12 protein-coding genes, 1 tRNA gene and 1 pseudogene are annotated in these 18,007 nt (G+C 71.4%); 3 read left to right on the forward strand and 11 right to left on the reverse strand.

Translation table 11 applies throughout. The features are described 5' to 3' along the window. Positions 1-410 precede the first annotated feature (410 nt). Positions 411-3,389 (reverse strand): BTAD domain-containing putative transcriptional regulator, encoded by a 2,979-nt coding sequence (locus V1633_RS35435; protein ID WP_331217552.1) that lies wholly within the window; start codon positions 3,387-3,389, stop codon positions 411-413. 89 nt (positions 3,390-3,478) lie between these two features. Here V1633_RS35435 and V1633_RS35440 point away from each other — a divergent pair, with 89 nt between their 5' ends. The 3 genes and pseudogenes from V1633_RS35440 to V1633_RS35450 form a co-directional block, all read left to right on the forward strand. Beyond that, positions 3,479-5,356 carry a serine hydrolase gene (locus tag V1633_RS35440; RefSeq protein ID WP_331217553.1) on the forward strand — a complete coding sequence of 626 codons (1,878 nt, stop codon included), beginning with the start codon at positions 3,479-3,481 and terminating at the stop codon, positions 5,354-5,356. Positions 5,357-6,206: 850 nt separating this feature from the next. Next, complete coding sequence (locus tag V1633_RS35445; protein ID WP_331217554.1) at positions 6,207-6,524, forward strand: hypothetical protein; 318 nt, start codon at positions 6,207-6,209, stop codon at positions 6,522-6,524. A 114-nt stretch (positions 6,525-6,638) separates the two neighbouring features. Next, a pseudogene (locus V1633_RS35450) lies at positions 6,639-7,240 on the forward strand (tyrosine-type recombinase/integrase); the annotation flags it as partial. A gap of 77 nt (positions 7,241-7,317) precedes the next feature. Here the strand turns inward: V1633_RS35450 and V1633_RS35455 are convergent. From V1633_RS35455 to V1633_RS35500, 10 genes are all read right to left on the reverse strand, one after another. Continuing rightward, positions 7,318-7,391, reverse strand: a tRNA-Pro gene (locus V1633_RS35455). 229 nt (positions 7,392-7,620) lie between these two features. After that, complete coding sequence (gene der / locus V1633_RS35460; protein ID WP_331217555.1) at positions 7,621-9,024, reverse strand: ribosome biogenesis GTPase Der; 1,404 nt, start codon at positions 9,022-9,024, stop codon at positions 7,621-7,623. A gap of 175 nt (positions 9,025-9,199) precedes the next feature. After that, positions 9,200-9,883 (reverse strand): (d)CMP kinase, encoded by a 684-nt coding sequence (gene cmk, locus V1633_RS35465; protein WP_331217556.1) that lies wholly within the window; start codon positions 9,881-9,883, stop codon positions 9,200-9,202. 202 nt (positions 9,884-10,085) lie between these two features. Beyond that, positions 10,086-10,838, reverse strand: coding sequence for a pseudouridine synthase (locus V1633_RS35470; RefSeq protein WP_331217557.1), 753 nt, complete (start codon positions 10,836-10,838; stop codon positions 10,086-10,088). Continuing rightward, the gene (scpB, locus tag V1633_RS35475; RefSeq protein ID WP_407952130.1) at positions 10,825-11,727 is read right to left on the reverse strand and encodes an SMC-Scp complex subunit ScpB; all 903 of its coding nucleotides are present in this window, start codon (positions 11,725-11,727) and stop codon (positions 10,825-10,827) included. Before scpB ends, V1633_RS35470 begins: the two co-directional genes overlap by 14 nt. A gap of 287 nt (positions 11,728-12,014) precedes the next feature. Further along, positions 12,015-13,292: a segregation/condensation protein A gene (locus V1633_RS35480; protein ID WP_331217558.1), complete on the reverse strand. Its 1,278-nt coding sequence runs from the start codon at positions 13,290-13,292 to the stop codon at positions 12,015-12,017. 411 nt (positions 13,293-13,703) lie between these two features. Next, positions 13,704-14,633, reverse strand: coding sequence for a ParA family protein (locus V1633_RS35485; protein WP_331217559.1), 930 nt, complete (start codon positions 14,631-14,633; stop codon positions 13,704-13,706). Between the two features lie 238 nt (positions 14,634-14,871). Beyond that, positions 14,872-15,912, reverse strand: a complete 1,041-nt coding sequence (locus tag V1633_RS35490) for a site-specific tyrosine recombinase XerD (protein WP_331217560.1) — start codon at positions 15,910-15,912, stop codon at positions 14,872-14,874. Then, complete coding sequence (ald, locus tag V1633_RS35495) at positions 15,909-17,024, reverse strand: alanine dehydrogenase (RefSeq protein ID WP_331217561.1); 1,116 nt, start codon at positions 17,022-17,024, stop codon at positions 15,909-15,911. Before ald ends, V1633_RS35490 begins: the two co-directional genes overlap by 4 nt. Positions 17,025-17,212: 188 nt before the next feature. After that, positions 17,213-17,857, reverse strand: a complete 645-nt coding sequence (locus V1633_RS35500; protein WP_331217642.1) for an NUDIX hydrolase — start codon at positions 17,855-17,857, stop codon at positions 17,213-17,215. Between the last annotated feature and the right edge of the window lie 150 nt (positions 17,858-18,007).

Here is an 18,007-nt window from a genome sequence, read left to right on the forward strand (position 1 = left end):
TCGACGCCCGGCTGATGGCGAACGTGAAAACTCCACGCGGGTGCCGGACGAAGGTCGGCGGCGAGGAACCGCCGGCGCCGCTGACCGCCGGGAACAGCCCGGACCGCAACTCTGGCATAGCCGGCCTGGGTCTCATCTGTTGACTGGGACCCAGCGCCCCCGTTCTGACCGCGCCTGGCGCTCAGCCGGCCAAGCGGGACAAGCCGCGTGATCGGCCATCCGCACATGCCGCGGATAAAACGCGTGCCGGTTTTCTGCGGCCCGGCACTCTACGTGAGCAGTCCGGCTTCCGACGGTTGGTGGTTGCCGGCGGTCGACGTCATGGTCGGGCTTACGGGAGATGAACTCGTCGCCTCGCACCTGGTGTCGTTTCGGCTGCGCGGGTCCAGCCCGGTGGTGGGTTCGTCCGCTCAGTTGCCGCGTGCGGCGGCCAGTTCACCCATCGCCTCCCGGTACCGAGTCTGCGCCCGCTGCGCCTCACCGTGCCAGCCGTGCCCAGTGAGCAGCTCGATCAGTGTGGTGTGCGCGTTCTCGTCGTACGGGTCGAACTGCAGGATCTGGTAGAGGAAGCCAACGGCATCCGCGGTGTCCCCGCCGTCTCGGGCCAGGTCCACCAGGGTCCGAAGCACCCGCAGGTAGGTGGCGCGCGCCTCCTCCCGTACCGGCACGGCCCAGTCGTCGTACGGCTCGTCGCCGAGGAAGTCGCCGGTGTAGAGGCGCTGCGCGTCGTCCAGCACGGCTCGCGCCTGGCCGGTCCGGCCCTCCCGGTGCAGCCGCAGGCCGTGCTCGACGGCGAGCAGGAAGTCCTCCAGGTCGATGTCGATCCGGACCGTGTCCAGCGCGACGCTGCCCTGTCCGGAGAGCAGGAAGTGATCCGCCGGCATCCGCTTCTCGGGGTCGAGCGAGCCGCGTACGGTGGACAGCGCCACGGACAGCCGGTGCCCCACCTTGGCCGGGTTCTCGTCCGGCCACAGCATCTCGCCCAACTCCTCGCGCGGCACCGGCCGGCCGCGCCGCGCCACCAGGATCCGCAGCAGGTCGCGTGCCTTGCGCGACTGCCAGGTCACCACCTCGCCCGCGCCGCTGGTCACCTCGAACCGCCCGAACGTCCGCACCCCCAACCGGTAGGGCGGGGTGCCGGGGGGCGTCCACTCCACGCCGCTCACGGCCAGTCGGGCGGCGGCGAGCTTGCCGGCGATCCGGTCGTCGGTCGAGGCGCCCGGCAGGACGCCGAGCGCGGCGCGTACCCGGTCCGCGTCGAGGGTGGCCTCGGCTGCCTCCCACAGGGTGAGCGCCTCCCGCCAGGCCCGGCGGGCCTGCGCCGGACTCGTCGCGGCGCTGCCCATCAATTCCAGCGCCTCCGGCAGCAGGGCCCGCTCCTGTAGGCGTCGGGCCGCCTGGGCCGCAAGGCCGGCCAGTTCGGCCGCCCGCTCCGCCTCGCCCGTGGCCAGCCGGGCCCAGCCCAGGGCGAGGTTGGCGACCGTGGAGGTGGGCTCGGCCGCCAGGGCGCGGCTCGCGTACCCGAGCGCGGCCTGCGGGTCCCGGGCCGCTACCAGCCGGGCCAGGCCGGCCAGCGCCGGCACCAGCGCCTGGCGGTCGCCCGCCGCCTCGGCGATCTCGACCGTCTCCTCGTACGCCGCGCCCGCCTGCACGGCGCGTCCCCGCCGCCGGTGGATCCCGGCCACGCCGAGCAGCGGGTACGCGACCATCCGGGAGCCGGTACGCCGATACAGCCAGACCGATTGTTCGAACACGGCCAGCGCCTCGTCCAGTCGGCCCAGCCCGACCAGCGCCTCGCCCTCGTTCACCAGGGCCAGCGCATGCATCGGTACGTGGCCGATCTCCTCGGCCAACCGGGCGCCCGGACGGGCCTCGGCCAGCGCTTCGGCGAACCGCGCGTCGTCGATCAGACGGGACGCGCGATTGGACCTGATCCGGGTCACCTGCACCGCGTCGCGAGCTTCCTCCGCGTAGGCCAGGGCCCGCTCGTAGTGCTCGCCGTTACCCTGTGGGTCGCCGGCCAGTTTGGCGTGCAGGGCTCGGGCCACGTGCGCGGCGGCCAGCGCCCCCGGCTCGTTGGCACGGGCCGCTGCCCGCATCGCGGCGTCGGCCGCGACCGTGCACGCGGGCAGGTCTCCGAGCAGCCAGTGCACAGTCGCGGTCCACGAGTACAGCCTGGCCAGGTCCGTGGCGGCACCGCCGGCCAGGTCATCGTCGGGGTCGGGCACCGCCGCGCTGCGGAACACCTCCAGCGCGGCACGCGGGTCCCCACTGAGGTAATGCAGGCTGCCCAGCCGCCAGGCGAGCGCCGGGTCGACCGGGCCCGGCCGCTCGGCGCGCTGCTCGGTCAGCATGCGCAGCGCCGCCGCGCTCTCGCCGGTGGTGTAGAGCGCCTGGGCGTGCAGCAGCCGCAGCGGCTCCGGCCGCCGCGCGGGCGGCAGCTCCTCGGCGGTCTGGATCACCGTCGCCGCACCACCGACTGCGAGCACGCTCTCGCCACGGCTGGCGAGCAGTTCCACCGCCTCGTCGGTGCGACCGACGGAGCGCAGCGCCCGTACCGCCGCCAGCGGCAGATCGTGTCCCGCGTACCAGCCGGCGGCCCGGCCGAGCACGTCGCGTCGCCGCCGGGGGCGCAGGAACGTGGCAAGCAGCGGCACCACCCGGAAGTGGCCGGGTTCGCCGGCGGCCCGAAGCAGCCCGGCGCGGCGCAGCGCGTCCACCGTGGTCGCCTCGTGGCCAAGTTCGACCGCCAGGTCCACGGTGAGCGGGTCCAGTTCGGCCGCGTCGGTGAGCAGGGCCATCTCGGCCTGGGAAAGGCTGTCCAGCACCTCCGCCCCGAGGAAGTCGGCCAGCGCGGTGTCCGGCGCGGTGAGCCAGTTCAGCAGGGCACGTTCCGACCCGGGCCGGTCCGGCCGGGTCATCGCCTGGCCGGTGAGATGCACCAGCGCCGGCCAGCCACCGGTCCAGCGCCAGACCGGATCGCCGTCGCGGGCCCCGTACTCGTGCTGGAGCAACGCCTCGACCTGGGGCCGGCTCAGCGCCAGCTCCTCCGGTCCCAGCTCGGCCAACAGGCCCCGGGCCCGCCACCTGGCCAGTCCGCCGGCCGCCGGAGTACGTCCGACCACCACCAGCCGGCACTGGGCGGGCAACCGCTCGGCGAACGCCACCGCACCGGCCGGATCGACCCGCTCCACCTCGTCGGCGACCAGCCACAGCGGCTCCGTGGTGGCCACCGGCACAGCGTCCGACCTGGTGAGCAGCGACGCGTCGTGCCAGCGCACCGCCATGCCGCGTAGCCGGTCCCGTACGGCGGTGGTCTTGCCGAACCCGGCCGCGGCCGTGACCAGGGTGCACCGCCGGGACAGTCGACGGTCGGCGCTGCGCTCCATCCACATCCTCTTCCGCTGTGTCGGCTCCCCAACACCGACCTTTGAGAATAGTTTGAGGCACCTTGAGGGTCCGTCGGGAAGCTGATCCCATGCGAACGACGAAACTGCTGACCGCAGCACTCACCGCCGCCCTGACCGCCGCCGGCCTCGTGGTCGGCCTCGCCACCCCGGCCGCCGCCGCGCCGGTGACCGACCCGGAGCGCTACTCGGACACCCCGGTCGGCTTCGGCTGGTACCTGTCGGCGAACAAGGCCACCATCAACAACTGGGCCAACCAGTACGACATGCGGGTCACCGGCATCGAGGTGAACGGGCCGGACAACTACGCCGCGGTCCTGGTGCACAACTCCGGCGCCTACCAGCGCGGGCTGTCCGGCAGCGCGTCCTGGACCACGGACGAGACGGTCGACACCCTGCTGGCCAAGCTGGGCGACAAGCGCCTGCTCGACCTGGAGCGATACGTGGTGAACGGGCAGACCCGGTTCGCCGCCGCCTGGGTGGACAACCCGGCGAACAACTGGCACAACTACAAGTGGTACGTCAACAGCACGGAGAGCTACATCAACGCCCGGCTGGCCGACCTGGGCGGCCGGATCATCGACATCGACCACGTCTCCGGCGACCAGTACGACGTGGTGATGATCCCGAACACCGGGGTCGACCAGAAGCAGTCCTGGACCCTGTTCGGCAAGACCATGGCCGAGATCGGCGACGCGCTGGCCCAGCACGATGCCCGGCTGGTCGACGTGGAGCGCCACGCCGACGGCAAGTGGTCGGCGGTGATGGTCAAGACCGACCTGCCCTACTGGTCCTGGCATCCGAACGCCTCCGCACAGCAGGTGCTGGAGATGCAGGCGAACAAGGGTCTGCGCCCGATCCACCTCAAGTCGTTCGTGCAGAACGGCGAGACGCGGTACTCGGTAATCTTCGTGGACAACCTGGACCCGGTTTCGATCAAGGCGCGTACCGCGCTGGAGAACGGCATCGGCAACAACCTGCCCAAGCGGGGCTTCTACCTGAAGTCGGTCGACGGCAACACGCAGAACTGGCTCAACGGGGACGTCAAGTTCGAGCCGGCGAGCATGCTCAAGGCCCTGCACCACGTGCACGCCATGCGCCGGGTATACCTCGGCACCGAGACGCTCGGCGCCGGGGTGACCTGGTACAAGAACCCGAGCGCCCCGGACAACGGCGGTCTCTGCGCGTACCAGGACAACGGCACCCCGATCACCACCCAGCCGGTCGCCGACAACCTGGAGAACACGCTCAAGGGCATGATGGAGCAGTCGGACAACCGCAAGACCGACGCGATTTACAACCGGTACGGCCCGGCCGCGCTGAACGCCGCCTCGGACGCGCTCGGCATGGCCGACACCCAGCTCAACCACCGGATCGGCTGCACCTGGGAGGCGGCCGGACAGGTCAAGGCGTCCAACGAGCTGACCCTGGCCGACGCCGGCAAGCTCTACGAGGCGGTGTACCGGGCGAACTCCCCGTACCTGGGCACCGGTGTCGCCCGCGACAAGTTCACGGAGCTGGCCGACCCCGGTACCTGGATCTTCTCCAGCGTGATGAAGCAGGAGGCGGATGCGCTCGGCATGAGCGTGACCGACCGCAACGCCTTCGCGGCGAAGATGTGGGGCGCGTTCAAGCCAGGCGGGTACGCCAACGCCGCCGACGGCGCGACCTGCAACGAGAGCGGCTGCACCGCGCTGCTCATGCGCTCCACCGGCGGAGGAATGATCTCGCTGCCGTACCGGAACTTCAACGGGGTGGAGACCGAACGGAAGTACGTCTACGGCGCCTTCATCGACGGGGCGATCGACTGCGGCCTGGGCTCGTCGACGGACTGCAGCCAGGAGTCGGCGGCGATGTTCCCGGCGGTCCAGGCGAGCATGGCCGAAATGCTGCGCCCGCACCTGAAGTCCGCACTGGCCAGCTTCATGCCGCAGCGCGCGGGCAACTGACCCGCCCGGTACCACCGGCCCGGATCGCGTGACCACCACTCGTGGTCACGCGATCGGTCGTGTCCGTCCCAGACGCCACCGCCAAGCCGCTGCCCGAACGCTTCCCTGCACCGTACGCGCCCAGTGCAGCGAGTGCACCGAGTGCACCGACCGAATGCTGATCCACAGGGAGCCCTGGCGCCCAAGCCGTAGAAAACCACAACCCAGAGGCCGGAACCGGGTTCCGAGCGGGGGCGTACGCGCTCCCCCGAGGGTATGCGCAACCACTGCTGGCGCGACTCACCGGACGGCCTCCAACTCGCCGACAGCAAGCTCCCCTCCCTGCCGGTCGCCACCTGTGAGATCCAGCGCTACACCTACGACGCGAAGCTCCGCGCCGCGCATGCCGCATCGTCGGCGTCTGGATCCGGGGACGACTCCCCCAGATACCGACCCAACTGCGCGGCAGCTAGGAGGTAGTTGTAGCGAGTGGTCTCCGGATGGCTCCCGGCGCGCAGCGACCGGGACCAGTCCCGAAGGAACCCAGCCCAGGTCCGAGACAGCTATCGAGGCCGCCGACGCCGGTAATTTCGACGGCCACGAGTTCGGCGGCGGCGAAGCCGTCCTCTACGCCTACGGTCCGGACGCCACCCGACTCTTCACCGCGATGGAGCCGCAGCTGCGGGCCTTCCCGGCCAAGCCAGCGCACGCCACCCTCCGCTTCGGCGAGCCATACGACGCGACCGCCGTCGAACAACACATTGATCTCTGAACGCCCGCCCTCCTCAGGACAAGGTTCTAGACCGAACGTCAAGCATGTCCTGGGACGATGGCGCCCATGTGGAGCAGCCCGGCAGACAACACTCGGACTTTGCGACTGATCGGCTATTGGCGTGGACCGGGCGAAGAATACTGGCCCGACCCGGCGTTGTTCGTCGACGACGAGGCCGATTCGGCGAGCCAGCGACGGGTGAGCGACTACCTGCGTGGTGGCACATGTTTCGTGGCTGCCGCCGGCTACTCACTGTGTCGACTGTGTGGCATCCGCAACGGATCCGAGGAACTGACCGACGGCCAACACTTCGTGTGGCCTGAAGGGCTCGCGCATTACATCGACGTGCACAACGTGCGACTACCCGATGAGAGATCACCGAGTTTATGGATCCGTCGCAGGCACCCGTCGACGTGAGAGCGTTCGAGCGTGATCTCCTCCACACAGAACAGATTGCCATCGACGCCGCCTGGTGGCATTCGGTACGCGGCCGACAGCCCTGAACACGATCGCAGCCTAGCGTCAAGTCTTCTGCTGGTCCTGGTCCTCGGTCTACGCAAGAGCGAAGTGCTCGGGCTGACCTGGGACCACGTCGACTGGGGCGGCTGGAACAAGCGCTGCGACACGACGGCGAGCGGTTCTGCGACTCCTGCCGCGACCGGTACGAGGTGTCTCTCCTGGTCGACAAGCAGCTTCAACGGGTACGCGGGCAACTGCTGCACCGAGAGACGAAGACCGAAGAGTCGGACGCTCCGCTGCCCCTGCCGGGCATCTGCGTCAGCGTCCTTTGGCACGGCCGGCTACGACAGGAAGCCGCCGCCACGGCTGCCGGCGAGGGCTGGCACGACACGAACATGGTCTTCACGACCCGGTACGGGCTGCCGGTCGAGCCGCGCAACTTCTCGCGTTCCTGGGACGCGGGGTGTCTCCGGGCCGGGATCAAGAAGATCACTGTGCATGACGCGCGGCGTACCTGCGCGTCCCTGCTCGTGGACCTGGATGTGCACCCCCGGATCGCGATGGCGATCCTTCGGCACGCCGATTTCTCGATCACGATGGAGGTCTACAGTCAGGCATCGCCGAAGGCGACCCGGGACGCGCTGCGGCGCCTGGGCGACAGCCTCGACGGATGACCGTTGCTGTACTTCGCTGCTGTACGGGCACCAAAAAGGCCATCTCAGACTTCCCTGAGATGGCCTTCGACCTGCTGTCGGGACGGCCGGATTCGAACCGACGACCCCTTGACCCCCAGTCAAGTGCGCTACCAAACTGCGCCACGTCCCGTTGCTGCTCTTCAGGTCCCCCTGCGACAGCCGGTACAGCTTAGCGCAGGATCATCCGGTCCGCGCACACGCCCTCCCCCGCCTCGCAGCCCCCTCGACCGGGGAGTCGGCCAATGGTCGCTGACACACCCCCTACGCCGTCCTAGGAAGATGGGCTGTTTCTGGTGCCGGCCGAGGTCGGGGCGTGTCGGCACCAGAAAGTACCGGCACCAGAAACAGTGGGCTGCGGGTCAGCCGTGGGCCTTGCCCCGGCCGCCGGCACCGACCTTCTTGCGCGGGCGTACCGACACTTCCACGGGGCTGCCCTCGAAGCCGAACTCCTCGCGGAGCTTGCGCTCGACGAACCGCTGGTAGCCGGCGTCCAGTGGCGCGGTGGTGAAGAGCACGAACCGGGGCGGTGAGGTACCCGCCTGGGTGGCGAAGAGCACCTTCGGCGCCCGTCCGCCACGCACCGGGTGCGGCGTCGCCTGGACCAGGGCGGTGAGCCACTGGTTCAGCTGCCCGGTCGGCACCCGGGTCTCCCAGCTGGCCAGAGCGGTACGCAGGGCCGGGGCGAGCTTGTCCACGGCGCGTCCGGTCTTCGCCGAGACGTTCACCCGGATCGCCCAGGGAATCCGCCGCAGCTCCCGCTCGATCTCCTTGTCCAGGTAGTACCGCCGGTCCGCGTCGACCAGGTCCCACTTGTTGAAGGCGATGACCAACGCCCGACCGGACTCGGTGACCATCGTCAGGATCCGCTGGTCCTGCTCGCTGATCGGCTCACTGGAGTCGAGCAGCACCACCGCCACCTCGGCCGCCTCGATCGCGGCGGCGGTCCGCAGGCTCGCGTAGTACTCCGTACCGCTGGCTTTGCCGACCCGCTTGCGCAGTCCGGCGGTGTCCACCAGCTGCCAGACCTCCCCGCCGATCTCGACGAGGCTGTCCACCGGGTCGACGGTGGTGCCGGCGACGGCGTCCACCACCGCCCGCTCCTCCTTCGCCAGCCGGTTGAGCAAACTGGACTTGCCGACGTTGGGGCGGCCGACAAGGGCGACCCGGCGCGGACCGCGCGGCCCGGACTCCCGGATCGGCGGCGCCTCCGGCAACGCCTCCAGGATCGCGTCGAGCAGGTCGCCGGAGCCCCGGCCGTGCAGAGCGGAGACCGGGTGCGGCTCGCCGAGCCCGAGCGACCACAGCGAGGTCGCCTCCAGCTCGATCGTGGTGTTGTCGGCCTTGTTGGCGACCAGCAGGACCGGCTTGGCGCTGCGTCGGAGCATCCGCACCGCGGCCTCGTCGACGTCGGTGGACCCGATCATGGCGTCGACCACGAACAGCACCACGTCCGCGGTCGCCACCGCGTTCTCGGCCTGGGCCGCGATAGCCGCCGCCCGGTCCCGGGCGTCCGGCTCCCAGCCGCCGGTGTCGACGACGGTGAACTGCCGCCCCGACCACTGCGCGTCATAGGGGATGCGGTCCCGGGTCACCCCGGGAGTGTCCTCGACCACGGCCTGCCGACGACCGATGATCCGGTTGACGAGTGTGGACTTGCCGACGTTGGGGCGGCCGACGACCGCCACCACCGGCACCGGACCGGTCGGCTCCTCCTCGTCGACGTCCGGCTCCCGCAGCTCAACCCAACCGTCACCGGTACTCACGACGCCTCCTCACCCCGCCGGACAACAGTCCGACCTTCACCCGACCGGACAACCGTCCGACCTTCGCCGTGCCGGACACCTGTCCGGCACTCAACCGGCCGGACAACCGTCCGACCACCGCCCGGGCGGGCTCGCGCCCGTCCCGGTACCGCAAACTTCCGACCGGTACGTCGTCTCACTGACCCGGCCGCCGTCCGGTCAACAGCTCACGCAGCCGGCTGACCACCTCGTCGATGCCGAGTTCGGTGGTGTCCAGCACCACCGCGTCCGGGGCCTGACGCAGCGGATCGGCGGCGCGGGTCGAGTCGAGCCGGTCGCGCCGGGCCAGGTCGGCCGCTGTCGCGGCGAGGTCGGCGGCGTTCTCCGTGCTGCGTCGCTGGGCCCGTGCCTCCGCCGAGGCGGTCAGGTAGACCTTGAGGTCCGCGTCCGGGGCCACCACCGAGCCGATGTCCCGGCCCTCGACCACGATCCGACCGGCCGCTTCGATGATCTGCCGCTGCAGGGCGACCAGGATCTCCCGTACGGCGGGCACGGCCGACACCGCGGAAACGGCGGCTGTCACCTCGGGGCCCCGGATGTCCCGATCGACGGCGATCCCGTCCGCGGTCACGCTCGGCGCCGCCGGGTCGACGCCGATCTTCAGGTCGACCTCGCCCGCCACCTTCGTCACCGACTCGGCGTTGTCAAGGTCGACGCCGGAACGCAACACCGCCCAGGTCACCGCCCGGTACATCGCGCCGGTGTCGAGATAGCGGGCGCCGAGCGCATCTGCCAGCCTGCGGGAGACGGTGGACTTCCCCGAACCGGACGGGCCGTCCACGGCAACCACACATCGCCCGGTCGGTACCTCTTCCGCCACCGTTCCTCCTTCAGCCAGTCAGTGGTCGTATGCCCCGATCATCGGACCGCTGTCCCGACAACCGGACGTATGCCCGGGCCCGTCACGGGCACACCGCAGCGTCGGCGCACCGCCACGACCCATGTTTCGCTGTCCATCATGCCCCGCGCCCCGAACCGGCCCACGCCCGACGGCCGTGGCGTCGGGCGCCCTCGGGGCAGGATCAGTCGCCGACCGCCTTGAACAGCGCGGCGATCTCCGCGTTCGTCAGCATCCGGTGCCGCCCGGCGCGCAGGTCACCGAGCCGGATCGGGCCGATCGCGGTACGCACCAGACGGGTGACCGGATGTCCGACCTCCTCCATCAGCCGCCGGACGATGTGCTTGCGACCTTCGTGCAGGGTCAGCTCCACCTGGGCGGTTCGTCCCAGGGTGTCCACCAGCCGGAACTCGTCGACCCGGGCCGGACCGTCCTCGAGGTCGACTCCGGCCAGCAGTCGCCGGCCCGCGTTGCGACGCAACGGCCCCGCCACCTCGCAGAGATACGTCTTCGGCACCCCGTACGACGGGTGCATCAGCCGGTGGGCGAGCGTCCCGTCGTTGGTGAGCAGCAGCAGTCCCTCGCTGTCGGCGTCGAGCCGGCCGACGTGGTAGACCCGTTCCTCGACCCGGCCGAGAAAGTCCGCCAGCGCGGTACGGCCCTTCTCGTCGGCCATCGTCGAGACCACGCCGCGCGGCTTGTTCATCGCGAGGTAGACCAGTCGGGTGTCGGTCACCACCCGCTCGCCGTCGACGTAGATGACCGCGGTCGACGGATCGACCTTGTCCCCGAGCTGCGCGACCCGGCCGTCCACGGTGACGCGGCGCCGGAAGATCAGGTCCTCGCAGGCACGTCGGGAGCCGACGCCGGCGGCCGCGAGCACCTTCTGCAGGCGCTCGACGCCGTCGGCGGGGGCGAGCTTGTCATCGTGGGGCATCGGCGATCTCTTCCACATCGTCAGGCAGGAACGGGGCGAGCGGCGGCAACTGGTCGACCCTGTCCAGCCCGAGCTTCTCCAGGAACAGCGTTGTCGTCCGGTAGAGGAACGCACCACTGTCCGGCTCGGTGCCACACTCCTCGACCAGGCCGCGCGACACCAGGGTACGGATCACCCCGTCACAGTTGACACCGCGGATGGCGGAGATCCGTGACCGGGTCACCGGCTGCTTGTAGGCGACCACGGCAAGGGTCTCCAACGCCGCCTGGGTGAGCCGGACAGACTGGCCGTCCAAGACAAAACGCTCGACGTAGGCGGCGTATTCCGGCCGGGTGTAGAGACGCCAGCCACCCGCCGCCCGGCGCAGTTCGAAGCCGTGCCCGGCCGCGGCGTAGTCCCGGGCCAGCCGGTCCAGCATGCCGGCGACCCGTGCGGTCGGCTGCTCCAACACCTGGGCGAGGACGATCTCGGCGACCGGCTCGTCGACGACCAGCAGGATCGCCTCCAGCGCGCCGCGCAACTCGTCCTCGTCGACCAGCGCCAGTGGCGCCGCCCGTCTGGTCGCACCGGCCGGCGAGTCGGCGCCCTCCGGCCCGTCGGCCACGGGTACGTCATCTCCGGCCACGTCCGCGCTCTCCGGCCCGCCGGCCACGTCGATCCCGGCCACGTCGGCCCGGGATACGGCATCCCCGGCTACGTCCGCGCCCTCCGGCCCGGACACGCTCTCCACCCCGGGTACGTCCGCAGCCTCCGACCCGAAGGCCACGTCGCTCCCGGGTACGTCCGCAGCCTCCGAGCCGGCGTCGGCCGACGGCGGGTTGGGCACCTCGCCGAGCTCGACCGGATCGTCGACTGTGAGTGGCGGGTGGGCAGCCGACTCCTCCGTCATCGGGGACATCTGCGGCGCGGACTCGTCTCCGTGGGCGGGCGCCTCCCCCGGTGACGTGGTCTCCGCGACCGGTTCCTCGGTCACCGACGTCTCGGCACCGGGCTCGTCCATCGGCGGCGCCCCAGCACCGGCGATGTCGCTCGCCGGTCCTTCGACACCTGGGGTGTCGCTCGCCGGCGTCTCGGTTGTGTCCTGCCCGGTGGACTGTGCCGGTGCGGGCGACCGCTCCCAGGGCGGCACCCAGGCCGCAGCCTGTTCGGCCAGGGACTCCGGCCGACTGTCGCTGGTCACCGTGCTTCCTCCCGCATCTCCTCGACGCCTGTCGGTCCGTCCTCGGTCGGCGCCGCTGGCCGATCGGCCTCCGGCCCGCCGGGCCCGACCACCTCCGACCCGCCGGCCCCGACCACCTCGGCCTCCGACCCGCCGGCCCCGACCACCTCGGCCTCCGACCCGCCGGACCCGATCCCTTCGGCCTGCACCCGGCCGGGCTCGACGATGGCGGTATCCGATCCGCCGTCTCCGCCCGCGTCGGTCCCCTGGACGTCGGTGGCCGACGCGCCGGCCCCGGCTGGGTCGGGAACGGTTCCGCCGGTTTCGCCGGCGGCGTCCGGTTCCCCGGCTGTGGGTTGCTCCTTGACCGGCGCTCCGGCGTACTCGTCGATGTTCAGGTCGGCGCCGCCGTCGGCGGGACCGGTCCACCGTACGGTCAGTTCGCCGAGCGCCTCCACCTGGCTGAACCCGACCAGACCCTCCCGGTACAGCTCGAGCAGTGCCAGGAACCGGGCCACCACCTCGAGCGTCGACTCGCAGTCGGCGCAGAGGATCCGGAACGTCGCGGTGCCGGCGCGGCGCAGCCGGTCCCGGAGCAGTGCGGCGTGCTCCCGGACGCTGACCCGCACCATGTGCACGTGGTCGATCGAGACCACCGGAGCGGTCTTCGGGGTCATCGCCTTGATCGCCAGTTTGAGCAGTCGTTCAGGCCCGATGCCCAGGACAAGTTCGGGCAGCGCCTCGGCGTACCTCGGTTCCAGGGCGACCGCCCTCGGATAGCGGCGGGAACCGACCGCCTCCAACTCCGAGATGTGTGCGGCGGCCTCCTTGTACGCCTTGTACTGCAACAGCCGGGCGAAGAGCAGGTCCCGCGCCTCCAGCAGGGCGAGATCCTCCTCGTCCTCCACCTGAGCGGTGGGCAGCAGTCGGGCCGCCTTCAGGTCGAGCAGGGTGGCGGCGATCACCAGGAACTCGCTCGCCTCGTCGAGGTCCCAGTCGTCACCCATCGCCCGGATGTAGGCGATGAACTCGTCGGTCACCTGGTGCAGGGCGACCTCGGTCACGTCGAGTTTGTGCTTGCCGATGAGCTGCAGCAGCAGGTCGAACGGCCCGGTGAAGTTCGCCAGCCGTACGGTGAAACCGGCGGCCGAGTCGGCCTCGTCGCCGGCCGGGGCGTTCCCGTCGACCGACCCGGCGGCGTCCGGCCCACCGGAACCCTCGGCCGGATCGTCAGCGGGCGGCCCGTCATCAGCCGGGCCGGATTCCCGCGATGTCCGGGCCTGGACGGGTACCACGGCCGTCGACACGGTGGTCGTCGGAGCTGACGCTGTGGCAGCTGGAGCTGACGCCGTGGCAGCTGGAGCTGACGCCGTGGCAGCTGGAGCCGACGCCGCAGTTGACGATGAAGAGGCCGCTGGAGAAACCAGAGCCCCGGCCGGGGACGGGGACGTCGAATCCGCCGGTGCCACATCCGACGCTGTCGAACCTGACGACGCCGGGTCCGGCGGTGTCGGGTCCGGCGAGGCGGAAGCGGCGGGGGAACTCACCCGACGACCGTAGTCCACCGGCTCGGCGCCATCCGTCGGCAGCCCTGCGACGCTACCGTCACTCACCCGATGATCCTCGACACGGCGGGCACCGGAACGGGCCCGGGAAACGGAACGAGAGAGCGGCCGGCACCGGCCGGCCGGGGCTTCGGCACAGGGTTACCGCTCGGCCTGCGCGGCGATCACCTCTCGGGCCAGCTGGCGGTAGTTGCGGGCGCCGGAGGAGGCCGGGTCCAGGGTGGTGATCGGCGCGCCGGCGACCGTGGACTCCGGGAACTTGACCGTCTTGGTGATCACCGTCTGGTAGACCTTGTCACCGAACGCCTCGACCACCCGTTGCAGCACCTGCCGGCAGTGGGTGGTGCGGCTGTCGTACATGGTGGCCAGGATGCCTTCCAGCTCCAGGTCGAAGTTGAGCCGCTCCCGCACCTTGTCGATGGTGTCCAGCAGCAGCGCCACCCCGCGCAGGCTGAAGAACTCGCACTCCAACGGGATGAGTACGCCGTCCGCCACGGTGAGTGCGTTGATCGCCAGCAGGCCCAGCGACGGCTGGCAGTCGATCAGGACGTAGTCGTACTCCTTGCGGATCGACCGCAGCACCCGGGCCAGGGCCATCTCCCGGGCGACCTCGTTGACCAGCTGGATCTCGGCCGCGGAGAGGTCGATGTTGGCGGGCAGCAGGTGCAGCCCGGCCACGTCGGTCTTGATCAGCACGTCCTCGGCGGTGACGTCGTCCTGCATCAGCAGGTTGTAGACCGACAGATCCAGGTTGTGCGGGTTGACACCGAGGCCGACCGAGAGCGCCCCCTGCGGGTCGAAGTCGACGAGCAGGACCTTGCGGCCGTACTCGGCCAGCGCGGCGCCCAGGTTGATGGTGGTGGTGGTCTTGCCGACCCCGCCCTTCTGGTTGGCCATCGCGATGATCCGCGCCGGGCCGTGCTGATCGGTCGGCATCGGCTCCGGGATCGGCTTGCGCATCGTGTACGCGGCCGGATCGGCCGGGCCGAGTTCGGCGCCGAGGTCCAGGGCGGACTGCTGTTCGCGCAGGGTCGAGGTCCACGCCTCGGCACGGTCACCGTTGTCAGCCATGTCCTCGTACGCCCCCTCCCGACGACTGCCCGGCGTCGGAGCCGAACGGTGTCCTGTGCGGCGCCGCCGCGAACCTCGATTGCCGCCTCACGAGGCCGCGCCGATGCCGACTGTACGCCACGTCGCAGCACCGTAGTGGGCACCGTCTCGGCGTGTCGACTCGGCGGGAACAACCGTGTACCACGGCCGGAGCGTCCACGCGTCGCAGGCACCGCGCGCCGAGATTACCCGGAAGGGTTCAGTCGAGGGCCCGGGGATGCGCGGTGACGTACACCTCTCGGAGTCGGTCCACCGTCACCAGCGTGTAGACCTGGGTGGTGGTCACCGAGGCGTGTCCGAGCAGTTCTTGCACGACCCGCACGTCAGCCCCGCCGTCGAGCAGGTGGGTGGCGTACGAGTGGCGCAGCGTGTGTGGCGAGACCGCGTCCGGTCCGTCCACCGGAAGTCCGACGCGTCGGGCGGCCCGCCGCAGGATCGTCCAGGCACTCTGCCGGGACAGCGGGCCACCCCGGGCGTTGAGAAAGATCACCGGGGTGCCGCGACCGGCGGCGGCGAGGATCGGTCGGGCCCGGACGAGGTAGGCCCGCAGCGCCTCGGCGGCGTACCCGCCGACCGGCACCAGCCGGCTCCGGCCGCCCTTGCCGCGGAGCAGGACCACCCCGTCGGTCAGGTCGACGTCGTCGATCGCCGCGCCGACCGCCTCGGAGATCCGGGCGCCGGTGCCGTAGAGGAACTCCAGCAGCGCCCGGTCGCGCAGCGGCAGTGTCGCCTCCGGTCCGGTCGCTCCGACCGGACCGGTGGTCTCCAGCAGCCGGAGCACGTCGGCGACGTCCAGCGCCCGGGGCAGCCGGCGGGGCGGCACGGGCGGGCGGACGTCCCGGCTCGCGTCCTGGCCGACCAGACCCTCCCGGACCGCGAACCGGTGCAGGCCGCGCACGGCGGAGGCCGCCCGTGCGGCGGAGGCGGCCGACAGCGGCGGGTGGTCCGGATCCCCGGTCCGCAGCCGGGCCACGTGCCCGGTGATCTGCGCCGGTCCGACCGTGGCCAGGTCCCGGACCCCGTCGGCGGCCAGGGACGCCAGATAGCGTTCCAGGTCCCGCCGGTACGACGTCAGCGTGTTCGTCGACAGCCCCCGCTCGACCGTCAGGTGGTCGAGATAGCCGCGCAGCGCCCGTCGCAGCGCCGGCGACGGTTCGACCGGGGTCGGGGTGGGCGGCGGCCCGACCTGAGCCGGGGCCGGGGCATCCGTGCCCGACCCCGACCCCGGTCCGACGCTCATCCGAGAACGTCCGCCAACGGCAGGGTCGGCATCCCGTGCGCCTCGGCGACCGGGCCGTAGGTGACCTGGCCGGCGTGCGTGTTGAGGCCCAGGGCGAGCGCCGGGTCCCGGCGCAGCGCCTCGCGCCAGCCGTGGTTGGCCAGCTCCAGGGCGTACGGGAGGGTGACGTTGGTCAGCGCGTACGTGCTGGTGTGCGGCACCGCGCCGGGCATGTTCGCCACGCAGTAGAACAGCGAGTTGTGCACCGGGTAGACCGGGTCGTCGTGGGTGGTCGGCCGGGAGTCCTCGAAGCAGCCGCCCTGGTCGATCGAGATGTCGACGAGCACGCTGCCCGGCTTCATCCGCGAGACGAGTTCGTTGCTGATCAGCGTCGGCGCCTTCGCCCCGGGCACCAGCACCGCGCCGATCACCAGGTCGGCGTCGAGCACCGCCTTCTCGATCTCGTAGGTGTTCGACGCCACCGTCTGCAGATGCCCCCGGTAGATCGCGTCGGCCTGGCGCAGCTGGTTCACCGCCCGGTCGAGCAGCAACACCTCGGCCTGCAGGCCGAGCGCGATCGCCGCCGCGTTCCGGCCGGAGACCCCGGCGCCGATCACCACCGTCTTGGCCGCGTACACGCCGGAGACGCCACCCATCAGGACGCCGCGCCCACCGCCACTGCGCATCAGGTGGTACGCCCCGACCTGGGGGGCCAGCCGGCCGGCGACCTCGGACATCGGGGCGAGCAGCGGCAGCGAGCGGTCCGGCAGCTCGACCGTCTCGTACGCGATACCGGTCACCTTCCGGTCCAGCAGCGCGTCCGTGCACGACTTCGAGGCGGCGAGGTGCAGGTACGTGAAGAGCAGCTGCCCCTCCCGCATCCGGTGGTACTCCTCGGCCACCGGCTCCTTGACCTTCAGAACCAGTTCGGCGGTGCCCCACACGTCGTCGGCGTCGCCGAGGATGGTGGCGCCCGCGGCGGTGAACTCGTCGTCGCTGATCGACGACCCCGCCCCGGCACCGGTTTCCACGTACACCTGGTGGCCGGCACGGACGAACTCGTGCACGCCCGCCGGGGTGATCGCCACCCGGTACTCGCGGTTCTTGACCTCGCGCGGAATTCCGACCTTCACGATGCAGACACCCTCTCTGCCGGGGTCGCCGGCTCCGGTGGTACGGCGCGCGCCGGCTCCGTTGCCGCCGCGGTCCACCGTCCCGCCTGCGGAAGTCTAGGACCGCGCCCGGGGCCGGGCAGCCAGCATTGTGACAGCGGGTAACCGTCACGCTTGACGGTATGTCAGCCAGCCGCCCGGCGCCGAGGTCAGGGCAGTGGCGCGTCGACCGGGCGCAGCGGTGCCCAGCCCTGGTCCCGGGCCCGGGCCGCGGCGAGCACCCCGGCGACGCAGGCCACGTTGGTGATCTGGCCGGACAGCACCATCGACACCGCCTCGTCCAGGTCGACCCGGACGACCTCCAGCTCGGCCTCCTCGTCGTGGCGCTCGTGCCGGTCACCGGGCGGGACCTCCGACAGCTCCCGGGCCAGGAAGATCCGGATCATCTCGTCGGAGTAGCCGGGTGAGGTGTGCACGTCGACCAGCAGGTCGAGTCGGGCCGCGCGCAGGTCCGCCTCCTCGGCCAGCTCCCGCAACGCACCCGCCGGCAGTTCCTCGCCGGCCACGTCGGCCAGGCCGGCCGGCAGTTCCCAGATCACCCGGCGGAGCGGGTGGCGGTACTGCCGTACCAGCACCACCCGCCCCTGGTCGTCCAGCGCGACCACACCGACCGCGCCGACGTGCCGTACGTAGTCCCGGGCCCCGACCCGGCCGCCCGGCATCTCGACCTGGTCGGTGACGACCGAGAAGATCCGGCCCTGGAACCGGAGCTGACGGGACCGGACCTCGTAACGGTGCCCGGCCCCGGCCGCCCCGGAGCTGGCCGCCCCGGAGCCGGCCGTGTCCGAGCTCACCGGGGTGGGGCCGGTCACGACGGGGTACTCGCGCGGGCCGCCCGGACCTGGCCGTTGCGGCCGCCCCGCCCACCCCGCTCCGCCGGGTTCGCCGACTCCGCGTCGGCGGCCGGTGACTCCGTGTCGTCGACACCCAGCGCCGACTCGGCG

It is taken from the genome of Plantactinospora sonchi, assembly GCF_036422035.1.
Classification (GTDB): domain Bacteria; phylum Actinomycetota; class Actinomycetes; order Mycobacteriales; family Micromonosporaceae; genus Plantactinospora; species Plantactinospora sonchi.